Raw genomic sequence first — 18,660 nt, 5'->3', positions numbered from 1 at the left:
TTTGCTAATCGCAAAACATATAGTTATCATACAGCAGTATTTGCAAGTAAAACAGCCTTGATATTTCGCTCTAACTTTCACACTGATTTGGAGATATTTTTCCCCAAATGATTTAGGATTGCTATAACAAAAGATACTTCAACAATAGTGAATTTTATATAAGAGGATGACGTTGTGATGAGATTGGTAGTTTTAGGAGGTTCAGGGGCAGGAAAAAGCACTCAAGCACAAAGGCTAGGGAAGTTTTTTGATGTTCCTTTGGTTTCTACTGGTGAAACTTTACGAGAAGCGATATATGGAAACTGTCAGGATAATATATACAATGAATTAAATGATTTAGTTATCGAAGCTAAACCTTATTTGGAACAAGGGGAATTAGTTCCAGATGAAATGATGATTGAATTTATTAAAGTCCGTCTTAAGCAACCTGATGTAAATAATGGTTGGATTTTAGAAGGTTATCCCCGGACTGCTTTTCAATGTGAAGAATTAGATTTTTTGTTGGAAGATTTAGGACAAAATCTTGATTGGGCAATTTACCTACAAGTTTCCGCAGCAGCTATGGTTAGTCGTTCTGTGGGACGGTTACTTCCTGATGATCAACTGGAAATTGTCCAGGGTCGGGTAGAGTTATTTTACGATCGCACTATCCCCATTTTAGAATACTACGATCACCGTCGTCGCCTATTAACTATTAATGGGGATCAATCCCCAGAACAAGTACAGCAAGGTATTTTGACATTATTAGGTTAATGGCTGATTAGTAATAGTTTTCTTGACTTTTAAATTCTTTTTTCCCTATTCCTTCCTCATCCTGGGGTAATCTAAAGGCTGTAGGCAAAAATTCAAAAGGTAATTTCCATGACTTGGCAACGTCCTGACGGGAGAACCCCTTGTGAACTCCGTCCCCATAGTTTTTATCCTAATTTCACTCGGTTTGCACCTGGTTCTGTTTTAGCGAAATCTGGTGATACTCAGGTTCTATGTACGGTTAGTGTGGCGGAAGGAGTGCCTAAATTTTTGACTGGTAGTGGGAAGGGTTGGTTAACTGCTGAATATAGAATGTTGCCTTCTGCTACCCAGAAACGCCAGGAACGGGAATGGATGAAATTGTCGGGGAGAACCCAGGAAATACAACGTTTAATTGGGCGGAGTTTAAGGGCTGCGTTGGATTTTGAGGCGTTGGGAGAACGAACGCTGACTGTGGATACAGATGTGCTGCAAGCTGACGCAGGAACGAGGACAATAGCAATTACTGGGGGTTTTGTGGCTTTAGCTCATGCTATTTCTCAATTATTGCAGCAGGGGGTTATTGAGCGATCGCCTTTATGTAGACAAATAGCAGGGGTTTCTGTAGGCTTGTTGGCAGGTGAACCATTTTTGGATCTTAACTATGTTGAAGATGTCGCCGCAGACGTGGATTTTAACGTAGTCATGAATCATCAAATGGATATTATTGAAGTTCAGGGAACAGCGGAAGCGGGAAGTTTTAGTCGTCAGCAGTTGAATCAAATGCTAGATTTTTCGGAACAAGGTATCCAGGAATTATTAACTGCTCAAAGAAATGCTATTAGTGATTGGAATACCCTATTTGTAGGAACTTAAATTTTCATAATTCCCTGGTAAAAAAATTTAATTAGTGGCCGTCAACTTGCAACCAAAAAGAAATTTAGAACAATCTTGGATAATTCGTTGTTTGTCAGCATTCCTGTTATTTGGTCAAATTTTACTACATTTCCTGCGCGGAAAAACCTACTATCGCAAGATATTAGAACATACAGTGACAACAGGACCAGCTTCCCTCCCTCCAGTATTATTAGTCAACGGTTTTGCGGGGATGATTTTCACAATTCAAACCGCTAGAGAATTAGTCAGATTTGGGGCTGTAGATACCGTTGGCGGTGCATTTGCTTTAGCATTTTGTCGAGAACTAGCACCAATTTTAACTGCTAGTATTATCGCCGGACAAGTTGGTTCAGCATTTGCAGCGGAATTAGGAGCAATGCGGGTGACAGAGCAAATTGACGCTTTATATATGCTCAGAACAGACCCTGTTGATTATCTTGTCCTACCCAGAGTCATTGCTTGCTGTTTAATGATGCCTGTAATGATGATTTTTGCTGTAGTTATAGGTGTTATGGGTGGTGCTTTTGCGGCTATGCAGTTTTATCAGGTTGTTCCTGAAACATTTTTAGAATCAGTGAGAAATTTTTTATTACCATCAGATATTTTAATTATTTTACTGAAGGGGTGGATTTTTGGGGCTATAGTATCGGTTAATGGCTGTAGTTGGGGACTGACAACTCAAGGAGGCGCAAAGGAAGTGGGAGAATCAGCGACAACTTGTGTGGTAACTACTTGGGTGGCAATTTTTATTATGGATTTTGTCTTGGCGTTGCTACTGTTTGAGAAACCCTTGCTATAAGAATGGGGTAGGCACGGGGGCGCTGATAAATTGCGTAAGGGCAAACTCCCTGTGGTTGCCCCATGAATAGGGGTAGGCACGGGGGTGCTGATAAATTGCGTAAGGGCAAACTCCCTGTGGTTGCCCCATGAATAGGGGTAGGCACGGGGGCGCTGATAAATTGCGTAAGGGCAAACTCCCTGTGGTTGCCCCATGAATAGGGGTAGGCACGGGGGCGCTACCCCTACTTAAGTATTTATGGGATCTGTTTACCTATTACCTATTTGTAGGATGATGATATTAGCATTTGTATAGTGTTGTTGCCATCGTCAATAGGAAAATAGCGTGTCAATTCAAGAACATAAAATTACGGTAGATTCTCTAGAATGGTTTTATCGAGAAGCTGAACCGATTGGGAGAACTGATTTAATCCCTGTGTTATTTTTACATGGGATAGTTGCTCAAAGTTATAGTTGGAGAAATATTATACCTAGTTTAGCAGCACAGGGAAGTAGAGCGATCGCACCTGACTGGATTGGTTGTGGATTTTCCGGTACACCAGAAAAACAGGATTTTGCTTATACTCCCGACGCATTTATCACAGCCTTAGCAGGATTTGTTCAAGCTTTAGAATTAGAAAAGTTTTCCCTAGTTGTCCAAGGTTTTTTAGGTTCGGTTGGCTTACAATATGCCTTACGTTATCCTGAAAAAGTTGCTAATATTGCTATTTTAAATACACCCATTTCTCCAGCAGCAAAATTACCTTGGAAAATCAAACAAATGGGTTTACCCTTTGCAGGAGATATGATTACCCAAGATCCTTTATTAGTTGATAGAACCCTAGAAGGTGGAAGTCGTTACCGCATTGAGGATCAAGATTTAGATGTTTATAGAAAACCCTTTTTGAAAAGTTCTGCTCCTGGGAGAAGTCTCCTAGCAACAATTCGCAATTTCCAACTAGAAAAAGCCATGCTAGAAATAGAAACTGGTTTTCAAGAATGGCAACAACCTATTTTAGTCCAATGGGGCATGATTGATCCTTGGTTATCTGTAGATATGGCAGAAAGTTTTGTCAAATCTGTACCTAATCGGGAAATAATCAAACTTAATAATGTGGGACATTATCCCCAAGAACATTATCATGAAGTGATTTTACAAGATTTACTCCCATTTGTCCGGCGTTCCCAATCGAATTAAATATCAACCAGTATTTCTTGTTCTCTGCTATCCTTCTTTTGTTTAAGTATTTTTAAGAAGAAGGATAGTAAAGTCAATACATTAGAGGATGTTTTAAAAGTGGTATCCCGTAATTTTCATCACATTTTACCCCCCTTAATCCCCCCAATGCTTTGGGGGGAAACAAGAAAATCCAGTTCCCTCCCCTTGTGAAGGGGAGGGTTAGGGAGGGGTAAAACATTTGATACAGCAATCATGAGTTTTCAAACAACCTCTTATTGTCTGAGTTTTTAATCTGCAAAATCAAAATTTTGCTTACTTATTTAAAATGATGATTGAACAACATAAAAATCAACAACATACCATTTTTCACGGTGATGCGGTCAACATTTTATTAAATCATATTCCTGCCGAATCAGTAGATTTAATTTTTATTGATCCTCCTTATAATATAGGTAAGAAATTTGGTAACTTCCATGATAAATGGGAATCAGAAACAGAATATATAAATTGGTCATATCAATGGCTTGATGAGTCTATTCGCATTCTTAAACCAAATGGTACAATTTATGTAATGACAAGTACCCAAGCAATGCCTTATTTTGATATTTATTTGAGACAAAAATTAACTATTCTCAGTCGGATAATGTGGCATTATGATAGTTCTGGAGTTCAAGCTACAAAATACTTCGGTTCAATGTATGAACCTATTCTTCATTGTGTCAAAGATAAAAACAATTATATTTTTAATGCAGATGATATTAAAGTTGAAGCAAAAACAGGCGCACAACGGAAATTAATTGATTACAGAAAATCAGTTCCTACCCCCTATAATACAGAAAAAGTACCTGGTAATGCTTGGTATTTTCCCCGTGTGAGATATCGCATGGAAGAATACGAAAATCATCCTTCACAAAAACCAGAGTCATTACTAGAAAGAATCATTTTAGCAAGTAGTCATAAAGGAAGTTTAATCCTTGATCCCTTTGCTGGGACTTTTACAACTGCTGCTGTAGCTAAACGTTTAGGTAGGAAATCTATTAGTATTGAACTGCAAGAAGAATATCTAAAAGTTGGATTGAGAAGGGTTTTAGAAATGGAAGAATATCAAGGAGAAAAACTCTTACCACCACAGAAAAACCATAATATCAAAAATAAAAATGGAAAAAAAGTAGATTTAGATTTTATCCAAGGGAGTATCTTTGATGAAAATACTACAGCATGATTTTACGCAAACAATAATTAATATTCTTAATAAATACTTTCCTAGATATGGAGATATTATTTTAAGGAATAGTCAATTATTACAGTATATTAATATTAAAACTAAAGCTGCAAATCGTGGTTCAAAATCAAGATCCAGCTTTGCTAATCATTATGCTATATATGTTTTGATTGAAGATTATTTACAAAAGGAATTTCATTTTAAGAATGGCTATGAAGATTATGAAGGCGCACAATATATAAATTTATTAATGCGACAAAGAGAGTTACCTTTTGGAAATAAACTTCAAAATCATGCTCTGAATCATCGTTTAAATGAAGAATTTAAAAAATATTTTCACACCTCAGATTATTTACCAATAATAAGAGATTCAACAACAAATAGATATTGGATTAATGAAAATCTTTTAAAAATTGAAATTGGTGAGCAAGTAATTAATATTTCTGAATCCATCAAAGATATTATTGATGCTTATATTCAAGCAAGAATGAATTCATTCAATGAATTTATGATTTATTGTCAAAAAATGATAGAAATTCAAAATCATTCATCTGAAGCAGCAATTGAATTCATTAGAAGTTTATTAAAACCAAATATAGATGCTAGAGTATTTGAGATTGTTAGTTATGCGATTTTAAAACATTATTATGCAGAACAAAAAATATATTGGGGTTGGTCGCAAGATGAATTAAATATTGATCATTTAATTTTGTATAAAACTGGACGCACAAATGCAAATGATGGTGGGATAGATTTTGTCATGAAGCCTCTGGGAAGGTTTTTTCAAGTTACAGAAACCTTAGATACTGGAAAATATTTTTTAGATATTGATAAGGTACAAAAATATCCAGTTACTTTTGTAATCAAAACTGAGGAAGAAGTCGAATATTTACTCAATAAGATTGAGGAACAAGCAAAGACAAGATATCAAATCAAAGCTATTATTAAAAAGTATATGGAATGTATAGAGGAAGTGATAAATATTCCAGAACTAATACTTCGTTTTAATAAAGTTTTAGAATTTCAAAGGGGTATTCAAGTAATTGAAGAAATAGTTTTACAAAGTCGAGTTGAGTTTAATATGGAAGAAGAAGCTGTTGAGGATGAAGTATGATGATGCCAAATATACGGTTCACACTTCTTAACCTATCCACATCCTTGCTGCGAAATCATCTTAACCTGATAATGGGAGTAGATGCAATCATCTGTAAATTAATAAAGGTAGGTTACAATTCATGGCGTATTCTTGGTTTAAAGCATTTCATATTATTGGCTTTGTGGTTTGGTTTGCGGGGTTATTCTACCTAGTGCGGTTGTTTATCTACCATGTTGAAGCTAACCTTGAACCAGAACCAGCAAGAACGATACTGAAGAACCAGTATCAAATCATGGAAAAGCGTCTTTACAATATTATTACTACTCCGGGACTGTTTGTGACAGTAGCAATGGCTATTGGTATTTTATCTACCAACATGGAACTGTTAAAAGAACCCTGGCTACATTACAAGTTAGGATTTGTAGGGATTTTAATTGCCTATCATTATTACTGTGGTAGACTAATGAAGCAGTTAGCAGCAGATGAATGTAGTTGGAGTGGTCAGAAACTACGCGCCTTAAACGAAGCACCGACGCTTTTATTAGTCGTAATTGTGATGTTGGCTATATTCAAGAATAACTTACCCACAGACCTCACCGCTTGGTTAGTTTTTGGTTTGGTGATTTTCATGGCTGTAAGTATTCAACTTTACGCCAAAATCCGTAGACGCAATCAGGAAAAGCTCACAGGACAATTAGAAGAGGAGTCAGGAGTAAAAGCTTTTTAACTATCGGTAGGGGTAAAGCAAAATCTCATTGGTGTCAACTTAACGTAAAACCTGTAGCCCGCCTGGGAATGATAGCGTAGCGTGGCGTTAGCCATATTCCCAGTCTAATAGCAGAAGTCATCTGAAGATGACTAAATAACCCGGAAATTTTTGAGTAAACTTTAGTTTACTTTCGCTATTAGCCCGGAAATTCATTTCTGGGTGGGAAGGGGGGTTTCAAAGCCTCTCTCCGCTTCGGGGAGAGGTTTGGAGAGGGGTTTGTTTATACATTAAAAACTTTTCAAACATCCTCTTAAACTGTAACTGGTTGACGAACTTCTACTGCTTCTCCTGTTAAACTAAAAGCACGAACTTCGGTAATTTTAACCTTGACTATTTGCCCTTTGAGGCGATTAATATCGCCAGTAAAGAATGTGAGACGATTTCCCCCAGTTCTTCCCATAACCTGGTTTGTGTCTTTGGTATTTTGAGCTTCTACTAATACTTCTTCAATCCGACCAAAGTAACGTTGCGATCGCTCTGCTGCTTTGATATTAACTAAATGGTTCAATCTTTGCAAGCGATCGCTTTTAACTTCCTCACTCAGTTGATTATCCCACAAAGCCGCAGGTGTACCAGGACGAGGTGAATAAGCCGCAGTATTCACTAAATCAAACCCAATATCTGCCACCAATTGCAAAGTATTTTCAAACTGTGCTTCTGTCTCACCAGGAAAACCCACAATCGCATCAGCACTAATTGACGCATCCGGCATATACCCTCTAATAGTATCAATAATCCGGCGATATTTTTCCTGAGTATAGCCGCGTGACATAGCTTTTAAAAGCTCATTATCCCCAGATTGAAAAGGAATGTGAAAATGTTCGCAGACTTTGGGCAAATCTGCACAGGCTTTAATTAATCTTTCCGTAAAATAACGCGGATGACTAGTAGCAAATCTTATGCGTTCAATACCCGGTACATCATGGACATAATAAAGTAAATCTGTCAATGTGTGCAGGTGACGACCTTCGGCGGTAGAACCAGGTAAATCCCGTCCGTAAGCATCAATATTTTGACCCAGGAGAGTAATTTCTTTATATCCTTGTTTTGCTAACTGTTCGATTTCCGCCCGAACCGCTTGTGGTGTCCGAGACTGTTCCACACCGCGCACATTAGGGACAACGCAATAAGTACAACGTTCGTTACAACCATAAATAATATTTACCCAAGCAGTTACCTGACTATCCCGACGCGGCTGGGTGATATCTTCAAAAATATGAACTTCTTCAGTAGCAACAACTTGATTACCAGCAAAAACCGACTCTAGCAAATCCTTCAGACGGTTAGCGTGTTGGGGTCCCATCACCAAATCCAATTCTGGCACACGCCGCAGCAAAGCTTCACCTTCCTGTTGGGCAACACAACCAGCAACAATCAAAGTTAAATCAGGTTGTTCCTGCTTCCGTTTGGCTTGTCTACCTAAATAAGAATATACTTTTTGTTCCGCATTATCCCGAATGGTACAGGTATTGTAAAGAATTACATCTGCTTGGTTTGGGTCATCTGACCATTCAAAGCCCATGTCTTCTAAGATACCAGCCATGCGTTCAGAGTCTGCCTTATTCATTTGGCAACCGAAGGTGATAATGTGGTAATGGCGGTTAGTGGTCATGGGAAATTACGCTTAGTTAGTAATGTATATCAAGTCTGTTTTCTATTCTATATAGGAATTTTATCTTATTTGGGTGACATTTTCAGGAGTGTGCGGTTGTTAATCCACTTAGACATCTTCAGAAATTAAATATGCGTTTTCCAGAACTCTTGTAGAGACGTTCCATGGAACGTCTCTACATTCTTTTTCATCAGATGTCTAATGTATGCGGTTTGTAGTGGATAATGGAAATCTGTCGCTCAATACTTGGGGGAAAGACATCGCTAAAAGTGCTGGGTATTTAGTATAGTATATTTTCTAGTTGCGATCGCTCTCTAATTGATCAATGACTCTTTGTAAATACCAATCATCGGACATTCCCGGATAATGATATTCTTGTTGTTGAATCAAGCCTTTGGCGATTTCCCATTGTCCCCCCACTAACCGCAACAATCGCTGACGTAAAACTTCATATTTCTGATTATTAATTACGGGTTGGGATGTTTGAATTTTTTGTAACTTATTTAATACCTGTTGATAATTTTCCCAGTCTTCTTGTTCACAATAAATACTCGCTGCTTTTTGATAATCGGCTACAGCAGTTTGTATTTCTTCTAACAATGTATAGGCAAGACCACGATTATAGTAAGCTGGAGCGTAATCATGATTTATGTGCAGTGCTTGATTATAATCTTGAATTGCATTCAAACAATTACCCATTTCCCGATAAATATTACCTCTAGAAACATAAACTAAAGGATCTTCAGGCTGCATTTTTAAAGCTTGGTTTAAATCCGATAATGCACCCTGATAATCACCAATTTGGCAACGGGCTTTTCCTCGGTTACGATAAACAATGGCATCTTGAAAATCCAGTTTTAGTGCTTGATTAAAGTCAGTAATTGCTTCTCGATAATTACCAAGTTTACACTGAATTACGCCGCGACAGCAATAGGCTTGAGCATCTTGGGGATCAGCTTTTAATACCCAGTTTAAATCAGCAATCGCTTCTCTAGTTTCTCCCTGTTCTGCCTTTGTTAATAATTGCTGAAAATATTGATTAGTGGAGGTAATAGATACAGCTACAGACTTATTTATTTGTTGTTCTGGTTTTTGAGGTGGTTGTAATTGTTTAATTTTTTGCAAACAACTTTGACATTTTTCCTTATCTTTTTGTTCTAGATATAATTCGGCTGCTTTCTTGAAATTAAAAATAGCATCTTGAATATGTCCCTGTTTGCGTCGGACAATCCCCCGTAAATCATAAGCAGCAGCATCATCAGAATCCAGCCGAATTGCCCTTTCTACATCCTCCAAAGCACCAGGAAGATTTTTTAATGCCAATCTAGCTAAAGCTCGAAAATAGAAAGCTTCTCGACTATATTCATCCAGCTTTATAGCTTCAGTATAATCATAAACAGCTTGCAGAATTGCCCCTGAATCATAATATGCTAAACCCCGTTGAATATATGCTTTACTAAACCCAGGATTTTGTTGGATAGCAGCGGTAAATTCTCCTATCGCACCAGCATAATCTTGTTGTTTAGCCTTTTCTAATCCCCGGTTATAAAATTCTTCATTCATATTATTTATAGCAATTCCTAATTATATCAAGTATATCATAGCCCCCTCCTCGCTTGCGGGGAGGGGGTTGGGGGTGGGGTTCTTGTACCTCACTGAATTAAAAAACGCTATATTATTGATTGGTAACAAAATGTCATTTCATCTTTCTTAGTCTGATGAAGTACAAAATTATCTGCGTTTATCTGCGTCCATCTGCGTTTAATTATTTCTTATTATACCTCATTTGAGGGTTATTAGTTGGATGCGATACAATTTAGGGCGCAGACCCTGCGCCCCTACGGGTTTTGTGATTAAAAGTCAGACGTTATACTAGGATAATTGATCACAAATACATCTCTACTTCCCAAACCTGGATTTTGGGGTTTTATCGGCGTAGTAAAATGAAAAAATTGATCTTCATTCACTAAAATTATTTCTCCAGGTTGCAAAATCTTGTTAAAAATTGGCTTTTCTTTTTTAGCAGCATATAAATTGGTTTCTCCACCTTGAACATTGTCTCTTCCTGCGGAAAAAATGCCAATAAAATCACCACCATCTTTGTGAATACCTTCAGGTGCAGGATTTCCTAAATTAGTTGGTGAACAGGTAGTTCTAATTTGATGAACATCAACTTCTGCTGACGAATAAAGTTTACAAGAATCACAAAATGCCAAAACCAGTTTCTTGAAAATATCCAATTCTATCAGGTCATCATCTAATTCTGCAAACTCTCTTTTAATTCCTCCCAACAAAGGATTATATTCTTTAGCTTGTAATAGATATCCGTGAGAGAGTTTCACCAATTTATCTCCAGAAACTTTAAATCTGGATAACCTGCGGGAACGATATTCACCCTTAACGTAAGGGTCAATTGGTAAATTCTCAAAAAATGGTCGAAAACCTGCTGTATTAATCGAGTTTACTTTTCTCAGAGTGAACAGAAAAGCATATTCTAATTCTGTATAGAGTGAGACTTTTTGCATAGGATATTTTTCCTTGCATTGGTAAATGCTACCATATTTAGGGTTTGCTGATAGCGAAGCGTGGCGTAAGCCATAAAAGTTATCTGTGAGGGCTAGGAGTCAGGAGTCAGGAGTCAGGAGGAAGAATTAGAAAAATAGTCTTGAATCTGGTCAAGTGATAGGTTTTTGCTAATTTCAACCCTTATTCCTTGCACCTAATTCACCTTTTCCACATTCAAACTCTTGATATATCTAAGTTGTAGCTTTATCTGGCTTACGCCACGCTACGCTATCAGCAAGCCCTATTTATTTAAATGGTAAGCTGTGATATTTATTATATTTAATTTCCCGAAAAATATCGTAAATTTGACTACAAAAGTTACTAATTTATGATCTAAATTAGACTTTTTCGGCAAGAATTTAGGTAAAGTGATCATAAGATCCCCGACTTCTGAGATCAATTTATGGTTTGTGGACATAATAAACACAAGAAGTCGGGGATCTGTTCATGGTATTTTCATTGAGTTACTATGAATCAATGCTCTACCTATTTATGACTAATGACTGATTGCCTCTATAACTACCCCACACTCTATCCTGGCATTTTACTCAAACGCTATAAGCGGTTTTTTGCTGATGTTCAACTGGACTCTGGAGAGGTAGTAATAGCACATTGTCCGAATACCGGACCAATGACGGGAGTTTCTACCATTGGTAGTGCTGTACAAGTTTCTAAAAGCGATAATCCTCACCGCAAGTTAGGTTATACATTAGAGTTGATTCAAGTTAATGATAATCAAAAAGCTTGGGTGGGTGTAAATACGGCTTTGCCTAATCGAGTGATTAAATTAGCTTTAGAAAAACATTTATTCCCAGAGTTGGGTGAATATGAACAGGTGAAAGGTGAAGTTGTTTATGGAAAAGATCGCAAAAGTCGGATAGATTTTTATTTGACGGGTAGTGCTGAACAACGCCCAATTTATTTGGAAGTAAAAAATACAACTTGGTGTCAGGGAACTTTAGCCTTATTTCCCGATACAGAAACCACCAGAGGACAAAAGCATTTACGGGAATTAATGGAAGTTTTACCCGCAAGTCGGTCGGTAATGCTGTATTTTATTAATCGAGGTGATTGTGTAGAGTTTGCACCTGGAGATACAACAGATCCCGTATATGGTCAGTTGTTGCGGGAAGCGATTAATCTGGGTTTAGAAGTTTTACCATGTCGCTTTGATATATCTCCTGAAGGTATTCGTTATCTAGGTTTAGCAAAACTGAAAATTTAATCCACATTTTGTTAAAAAAAATGACTAAATTTACTAAATCTGAAAGACAAGTCCGGTATGAAGGACTGAGAAGTGCGCTTATCCAATCCGGTTTAGGTAAAAGCCTGTTTCCACTTAATCTTGAAGGAAAAGATATTAAGAGTGTGGATGTGAAGATTAGGGAAATAAAAAACTCTAATCCCGACTTAAAAATAATGCTGGGTGATATTAATTTCTATGCAGAAAAAATATTGCTTTGCACGACAAAAAAATCCTTAGCTGAAACTCATAGAATTTTTGCAACTAATACCAGAAGGTATTGGTGTCAATATTTAGGCATTGAGCCGCGAGTGGAATCAAACCAGGGACAAAATGCTGGCAAGGAAAAAGGCGATGATAATAAATCTTATGGTATAAATTGCCTTCTAAACGTAGAGCAATCCATTCAAATGTTTTGCTATCTTCTTAGATTTAGGATAAGTGTGGGAAATGAAGAGAGGATTCCTCTGGAAAAATTTACAGATTTGGCTACGCTAATTTTTTTAGATTTTTTAGAAAAGGGAAAAAAAGAATGCGTGTGGGCATTGGACGACACGGGGCTGGGAAAGGTTGACATTACCTCTTCCCCGCAAGGGGATGGAAACTAAAAGCGTGATTTTCAATGATTATTCTTTTAATGGGCGTTTCTGGCGCTGGTAAAACTACCATTGGTAAACTTTTAGCAGAAACACTAAACTGGGAACTTAGGGACGCTGACAACTTCCACACAGCAACAAACATCGAAAAAATGCGGCTGGGTATCCCCCTCAATGATGCTGATAGAAAGCTTTGGTTAGAAGATTTACAAGCAGCCATTAAAAATTGGCTACAAGAAAATAAAAATGTAGTTTTGGCTTGTTCAGCACTCAAAACTAGTTATCGTCAAATGCTGATGATTGATAGCTGCATTCAGCTAGTTTACCTGAAAGGGTCTTTTGATGTGATTGAAAACAGGCTAAAAGCCCGACAAAATCACTTTATGACCGAAAAGCTCCTCAAAAGTCAGTTTCATGACCTTGAAGAGCCAGATAATTGTATTTGTGTTGATGTTTCTGAACCACCTGAAGTTATTGTCAAGAAGATTAGAACTGGTTTGGGGGTTGAGGCGAGTTGATGGGATGATTACCATAGTCTCTGTACAGGACAAAAAATAGAGAAAAAGCTTGCAAAGGAAACAGAGAAAGGGTTTCATAGAAAGTTACCACACAATCAAAGAAACCCCTATGAACCAGATTAACCTATTACGAGACACACTAAAACCACATTTGGAATGGCATGGAGCGCGTCTAAGCTTTTTAGCGTTATTTTTAATATCTTTATTAAGAGTAAAGACAGTGAACTTGGTAGAATTAGCAACTGGTTTTCGCAACTGTGCTAAAAACGAATCCAATTACAAACGGTTGCAAAGATTTTTCCGAGATTTTGATATAGATTATGCAGTCATAGCGAAAATGATTGTAAAAATCATGAACATTCCCCAGCCTTGGGTGTTAAGTATTGACCGGACTGAATGGCGTTTTGGTCAAATATGGTTAAATATCCTCATGTTGGGAGTAGTACATAATGGTGTCGCTTACCCCCTAGTTTGGCAGATATTGGAGAAGAAAGGTAACTCCAACACGGATGAACGAATGGATTTACTTGACCGATTTGGACAACTGTTCCCAGATGCACAAGTTGACTATATCAGTGCTGACAGAGAATTCGTGGGGGCAGAATGGTTAAGTTATTTACTGCTTGAACCAAATATTCCATTCCGAATCAGGATTCGTCACACTGATTTAATTAGTGATACAGAAAAGACTCTTCCAGGTAGCGTCATTTTTGCTCATCTGGCTGCGGGTGAATCTCAGGTTTTATCTACTCGTCGTTGGGTCTGGGGTCGTTCAGTTTATGTAGCTGGTTTACGTCTTGATGATGGCAAGTTATTAATCGTGATTTCTGATACTTCTCCCCAAACCATAATTGCTGACTATGGCCGTCGTTGGGGGATTGAAACTTTGTTCGGTATGTTTAAAACTCGTGGTTTTTGCTTGGAATCTACACATTTTATTGATTCTAACCGATTGAGTAAGCTCTTAGCTTTACTGTCATTAGCTATGTGTTGGGCTGTCAAGACTGGAGAATGGTTGCATCAACACCAACCTATCAAAATCAAGAAACATGGACGTTTTGCTAAAAGTGTTTTTCGTTACGGTTTAGATTATCTGCGTTCTCTTGTTACTGATTTAGATTTGAAATATGACGACTTTCTTCTCTCTCTCAATTTTTTGTCCTGTACTTAGTACCATAGTATATGTTTTCCGTTTTGATAAGTCATGTCAGATCCGTTTCCCATCATTGAAGTTCCCCTAGATGCCTCTCAGGATATTGAGGATTTGGGTACAAAAGAAAAATTTTGGTTTCGTCATCCATATTTAGGTTGTTGTCTATTCAAGAAAGCTAGACTAAATACTGGAGAAGATTGGGCTGAGAAAATTGCTGCCCAATTGTGTAAATTACTTGGATTGCCCCATGCTGAACAGGAATTAGCTATATATAAGGGAGAAAAAGGTACTGTTTCACCCTCATTTTTACAAGGACAATGGAAAAACGGTACTCTCATTACTGGTAGGGAAATTCTCACTCAAAGATTACCTGACTATCCACAACATCCAAAAGATCATTCCCAACACACAATTGATAATGTCTTCAGTGCCATTGAGGCTACTTTGCTTAATTTGCCCATAGAATGGATACCACCAGAAGGCATTCATACAGCCATTGATACTTTTATTGGATACTTGCTTTTAGATACATGGATAGGTAATAGTGATCGACACCATGACAACTGGGCATTTATAAGTGTTAAACATCAAATTTACTTATCACCAACTTATGATCATGGTTCTAGCCTTGGCAGAAATGAGTCTGACTTCAAACGAAAACAAAGATTAACCACAAAAGATCAGGGTTTTAGTGTTGAAGCCTATGCCAAAAAATGCTATTCTGTATTTTATTCTCCAGTTGATAATACACAACGCCTCAGAAACTTTGATGTTTTTTGTGAAGTGAAAAGTCGTTATCCAAATACTACAAAAATTTGGCTTGATAGATTGGCAAAGATTAGCAGTAATGATATTTTAAAAATTATGATGTGTATTCCAGATAATCGAATATCACCGACAGCCATCGAATTTGTACAAAAAATCCTGGAATTAAATCAAAATGAATTGCTAAATTTACAGTGAATTTGTTATCTATGAAAACTCTTTTTTTGGCTTGGCAAGATCCAACAAGTCGCAGTTGGTCTCCTGTAGGAAGATTAACATTTGATGGAAAAATGTATACTTTTGGATATACCCAAGGAGCTAAAGAAGCTCAAGATAAATATGATTTTAATTTAGTATATTCGTTTCCAGATTTGAACAAAGTTTACACATCAACTGAGTTATTTCCATTGTTTTATAACCGAGTGATGCAAAGTTCTCGACCAGATTACAAAGATTATATTAAATGGCTCAACATTCCTGAAAATGAAGATGATCCAATTGCTATTCTTTCTCGTTCTGGAGGACGTAAGGTAACAGATCATTATGAAGTTTTTCCCTGTCCAGAACCAGATGAAAATGGTTTATACTATATCCATTTTTTTGCTCATGGTTTGCGACATCTTCCCCCATCTGCCACCGAAAGAATTAATCAATTACAAAATCAAGAAATTTTGTATTTAGCAAATGAATTTCAAAATCCCTATGATGATCGTGCATTACTTTTATGTACAGAAGATCATTATATTGTTGGTTATTGTCCTCGGTATATTGTAGATGATGTTTTTAAACTAAATAATCATAAAAAACCGATAAAAGTACGAGTTGAGCGTGTTAACCCAGTTTCAGCACCACGTCAGTTACGATTACTGTGCAATATAACAGCGGAATGGGATGATGATTTTCATCCATTTTCTAGTCAGGAATATCAGCTAATTATCACTGATATTCCCGTTAAAGTTGCTATTGCTTAAAGTTGATGGGAAGCGAGAAAAGCATCAACTTCAGCCGCAGTGGGTTGGGAAGCGATCGCACCTGGTTTAATAGTAGTTAATGCTCCCACAGCACTGGCATAGGTGATAATCCTTTTGGCTGTATCTGCATCTTTGAGGCTGTGAATCCCCAATTGTTGCAATTGATGGATAAACCCAGCCAAGAAACTATCTCCAGCACCGGTTGTATCTACCACAGACATGGAAAACGCCGGCATTTTACCTTCATTTTCCCCTAAACAATAGGCACAACCATGTTCACCGTCTGTCACCAAAACCCCTTCCAAAGAATTGAGCCTATAAGTAATTGCTCCGGGATCTGTAGTGTCAAATAACCATTGCGCTTCTTCTTTGGTTAATTTGAGAAAGTCGCATCGCTTTACCAATGAGAGGATTTTGGTCTTAGCTGTTTTTTCATCTTGCCAAAATACTGGTCGCCAATTGACATCAAGAATGATTTTCAGGTCATATTGTTCTGCTAACTCCAAAGCTCGCAAAACAGCTTTTTCACTTTCAGGATAGGCTAGTTCTAAAGTTCCCACCACCAAAAAGTCAGCTTCATTAAAGAGCGCAGTTGGTAACTTTGCAGCTTCGAGGCGGGTATCAGCAAATTCTGAGGTATCATATTTACCAAAACCAGCAAAAGTGCGATCGCCTGCCAAATCCCTAACCACATATACTTGTCTCGTTGGCGCTGTAGAATGACCTTGGACACCAGTTGTATCTACACCAAGGTCTTCCAATAATTTTATCAGTGCATTCCCTGGTTCATCCTCACCCACAGCCCCTATAAAACCGGCTGAAGTTCCCAATTTTACCAAAGCACAAGCCACATTCGCCGGCGCACCTCCGGGATAGGGAGTCCATGATTGCACTTCTTCTAGCTTAAGTCCCAATTGATCAGCTAAACAGTCAAATAAGACTTCACCAAGACATAAAATAGAGGGATTACTCATTTCATTTTTGATTTTCGATGGGGCATAATCTAAATCTAGTTTGACACTATCGCAGTATGCACTTGAATAAAGCTTTTTTATTCATCCTAGTTAAAATCAATACCTATTATCTGTAACAAGTCGGACTACAAACCTAAAATCAAAAGAAAATCTTGATATTAGTATTATTAGCAACATTTAAAACTATCTACCTCGGAAAGAATCTTCTAGAATGAGGAATAAGACTTGAGTACATATACCAAGGGAGGAATAATAAGTCATGGCTACTAGTGAGTCTGGGACCCGTGTTAGTCTGTCAGACAGAGAACTGCAAATTATAGACTTAGTGGCTACCGGCTTAACTAACCAAGAAATTGCAGTCAAACTGGAAATTAGTAAACGTACAGTTGATAACCACATTAGCAACATTCTCACCAAGACGAAAACTGATAACCGTGTGGCTTTGGTACGTTGGGCTTTACAGTGGGGTAAAGTTTGTTTGAATGATGTTAATTGCTGTCCTCTTTCTCCCCGGAATGATGAAAGTATCTCTTAGTCAAGAAGCTGATTAATCTAGCTTTTTTGCTATTTTATAGATTGCTGATTGAGAGTGGAGGTAGTTGATTTACGCTGTTGTGTACTACTTTGCATATTAAAAAAGTAAGGTCAAAGCACAGGTATCTAGAGGCGTAAATCAATTATCCCGCGAATATACTTTTAATTATCGTTTCAGGTAATATCACATTATGTACAAACAATTGATCAAACCAATTATCTTTGTCATTACCAGCATGGTGACAATATTGCCACAGGTCAGTATTGCTGCACCAAAGGGTTTTCAATCCCCTAGTGGTAATATGTTTTGTGAGCTAATGCCAGGAGAAATAAACAGTTTAAGATGTGAAATCAATTCTTCACTGAAACCCAAACCGCCTCAACCTTATTCTGGATATTGCGGGTTTGATTGGGGAAGGGGTTTTTTGTTACCTGCTGATGCTAGACCAGAAATTTTGTGTATTAGTGATACTGTCGCTGATAAGAATAAAACTGTTTTAGCTTATGGACAGACTTGGAACAATGGCGGTTTTAAGTGTGTTTCCCAAAAAACTGGTTTAACTTGTACTAATCAAAATGGCATTGGCTTTTTTCTCAGTCGGGAAAAATGGCGTGTTTTCGGACTTTCTCAACCTTAGTTAAGTTTTGTATGGCTGACTATTTTTTACCTAGACAGAAAAAAGCAATTATTATATGATGAACACATTAGCCCGATTTTTGGCAAACCTAAAGCGGGGTCAAAAACCCTGGGGGTCCGCCAAATCGCAAGAACCTTGATAATTAAATACTTTCAGCACTTCATCAGTTTGATTTGGCTGTTGACCCGAAGCCTGAAATGAGGTTTTAAATGAGGTCCGCCAAAATCCCGTCTATAGTCTGTTCTCAGACTATGTTTCAGAGGGCGGGGTTTCAACTTACATAATCCCCGCAAGGGGACTGAAACACGCTATTAGACTGTTGTAGCTGTTTTCAGAAAGAAGTGTTTCAACTTACATAATCCCCGCAAGGGGACTGAAACATATCCATTTGAATATTTACCTTGATTTCATAGTTCATGTT

The 18,660-nt window shown here is 37.6% G+C and carries 19 protein-coding genes and 1 CRISPR repeat array (1 of these 20 only partly in view); of the genes, 15 read left to right on the top strand and 4 right to left on the bottom strand.

The genetic code is table 11. The features are described 5' to 3' along the window. Positions 1-177 precede the first annotated feature (177 nt). From CA730_RS09925 to hemJ, 7 genes are all read left to right on the top strand, one after another. Complete coding sequence (locus CA730_RS09925; RefSeq protein WP_096666878.1) at positions 178-753, top strand: adenylate kinase family protein; 576 nt, start codon at positions 178-180, stop codon at positions 751-753. A gap of 108 nt (positions 754-861) precedes the next feature. Then, on the top strand, positions 862-1,605 hold the full coding sequence (gene rph, locus CA730_RS09920) for a ribonuclease PH (protein WP_096666876.1): 744 nt from the start codon (positions 862-864) through the stop codon (positions 1,603-1,605). Positions 1,606-1,639: 34 nt separating this feature from the next. Next, positions 1,640-2,425: an MlaE family lipid ABC transporter permease subunit gene (locus tag CA730_RS09915; protein ID WP_231940068.1), complete on the top strand. Its 786-nt coding sequence runs from the start codon at positions 1,640-1,642 to the stop codon at positions 2,423-2,425. A gap of 324 nt (positions 2,426-2,749) precedes the next feature. Then, positions 2,750-3,601 carry an alpha/beta fold hydrolase gene (locus CA730_RS09910; protein WP_096666874.1) on the top strand — a complete coding sequence of 284 codons (852 nt, stop codon included), beginning with the start codon at positions 2,750-2,752 and terminating at the stop codon, positions 3,599-3,601. Between the two features lie 307 nt (positions 3,602-3,908). Then, a complete protein-coding gene (gene yhdJ / locus CA730_RS09905) occupies positions 3,909-4,805 on the top strand; it encodes an adenine-specific DNA-methyltransferase (RefSeq protein WP_231940067.1) in 897 nt (298 codons plus the stop codon). Then, positions 4,786-5,919, top strand: coding sequence for a restriction endonuclease (locus tag CA730_RS09900; protein ID WP_096666870.1), 1,134 nt, complete (start codon positions 4,786-4,788; stop codon positions 5,917-5,919). The genes yhdJ and CA730_RS09900 overlap by 20 nt, the downstream gene beginning before the upstream one ends. 121 nt (positions 5,920-6,040) lie before the next feature. Continuing rightward, entirely contained in the window at positions 6,041-6,628 is a 588-nt protein-coding gene (hemJ, locus tag CA730_RS09895) for a protoporphyrinogen oxidase HemJ (RefSeq protein ID WP_096666868.1), read from the top strand. Between the two features lie 292 nt (positions 6,629-6,920). Here hemJ and miaB read toward each other — a convergent pair whose 3' ends face one another. The 3 genes from miaB to CA730_RS09880 all read right to left on the bottom strand — a co-directional run bounded on the left by miaB (position 6,921) and on the right by CA730_RS09880 (position 10,807). Beyond that, on the bottom strand, positions 6,921-8,282 hold the full coding sequence (gene miaB, locus CA730_RS09890) for a tRNA (N6-isopentenyl adenosine(37)-C2)-methylthiotransferase MiaB (RefSeq protein WP_096666866.1): 1,362 nt from the start codon (positions 8,280-8,282) through the stop codon (positions 6,921-6,923). 297 nt (positions 8,283-8,579) lie between these two features. Continuing rightward, positions 8,580-9,845 carry a tetratricopeptide repeat protein gene (locus tag CA730_RS09885; protein WP_096666864.1) on the bottom strand — a complete coding sequence of 422 codons (1,266 nt, stop codon included), beginning with the start codon at positions 9,843-9,845 and terminating at the stop codon, positions 8,580-8,582. Between the two features lie 290 nt (positions 9,846-10,135). Then, entirely contained in the window at positions 10,136-10,807 is a 672-nt protein-coding gene (locus CA730_RS09880; RefSeq protein WP_096666862.1) for a 2OG-Fe dioxygenase family protein, read from the bottom strand. Positions 10,808-11,346: 539 nt separating this feature from the next. Between CA730_RS09880 and sfsA the strand changes: the two genes are divergently transcribed. The 6 genes from sfsA to CA730_RS09850 all read left to right on the top strand — a co-directional run bounded on the left by sfsA (position 11,347) and on the right by CA730_RS09850 (position 16,093). After that, a complete protein-coding gene (gene sfsA / locus CA730_RS09875) occupies positions 11,347-12,072 on the top strand; it encodes a DNA/RNA nuclease SfsA (RefSeq protein ID WP_096666860.1) in 726 nt (241 codons plus the stop codon). Between the two features lie 20 nt (positions 12,073-12,092). Next, a complete protein-coding gene (locus tag CA730_RS09870) occupies positions 12,093-12,698 on the top strand; it encodes a hypothetical protein (protein WP_096666857.1) in 606 nt (201 codons plus the stop codon). A 14-nt stretch (positions 12,699-12,712) separates the two neighbouring features. After that, complete coding sequence (locus tag CA730_RS09865; protein ID WP_096666855.1) at positions 12,713-13,204, top strand: gluconokinase; 492 nt, start codon at positions 12,713-12,715, stop codon at positions 13,202-13,204. 109 nt (positions 13,205-13,313) lie between these two features. Next, entirely contained in the window at positions 13,314-14,375 is a 1,062-nt protein-coding gene (locus tag CA730_RS09860) for an IS4 family transposase (protein WP_096663248.1), read from the top strand. Between the two features lie 33 nt (positions 14,376-14,408). Then, positions 14,409-15,320: a HipA domain-containing protein gene (locus CA730_RS09855; RefSeq protein ID WP_096666853.1), complete on the top strand. Its 912-nt coding sequence runs from the start codon at positions 14,409-14,411 to the stop codon at positions 15,318-15,320. Positions 15,321-15,331: 11 nt separating this feature from the next. Then, positions 15,332-16,093: an HIRAN domain-containing protein gene (locus tag CA730_RS09850; RefSeq protein WP_172891169.1), complete on the top strand. Its 762-nt coding sequence runs from the start codon at positions 15,332-15,334 to the stop codon at positions 16,091-16,093. Here CA730_RS09850 and CA730_RS09845 read toward each other — a convergent pair. Continuing rightward, positions 16,090-17,067, bottom strand: coding sequence for a carbohydrate kinase family protein (locus CA730_RS09845; RefSeq protein ID WP_096666851.1), 978 nt, complete (start codon positions 17,065-17,067; stop codon positions 16,090-16,092). The genes CA730_RS09850 and CA730_RS09845 overlap by 4 nt on opposite strands. A 259-nt stretch (positions 17,068-17,326) precedes the next feature. Here CA730_RS09845 and pedR point away from each other — a divergent pair, with 259 nt between their 5' ends. Next, a complete protein-coding gene (pedR, locus tag CA730_RS09840; protein ID WP_039200413.1) occupies positions 17,327-17,602 on the top strand; it encodes a photosynthetic electron transport-dependent transcriptional regulator PedR in 276 nt (91 codons plus the stop codon). 190 nt (positions 17,603-17,792) lie between these two features. Continuing rightward, positions 17,793-18,239, top strand: coding sequence for a DUF6636 domain-containing protein (locus tag CA730_RS09835; RefSeq protein WP_096666848.1), 447 nt, complete (start codon positions 17,793-17,795; stop codon positions 18,237-18,239). Positions 18,240-18,507: 268 nt separating this feature from the next. Continuing rightward, positions 18,508-18,660: direct repeats of the CRISPR family, unit length 37 nt; unit sequence GTTTCAACTTACATAATCCCCGCAAGGGGACTGAAAC; it runs 2,075 nt beyond the window's last position.

Origin of the sequence: Dolichospermum compactum NIES-806 (assembly GCF_002368115.1) — a bacterium.
Taxonomy (GTDB): Bacteria; Cyanobacteriota; Cyanobacteriia; order Cyanobacteriales; family Nostocaceae; genus Dolichospermum; species Dolichospermum compactum.
The sequence above is the reverse complement of the archived record's forward strand: the minus strand, read 5'-3'. Positions and strand labels throughout refer to the sequence as shown.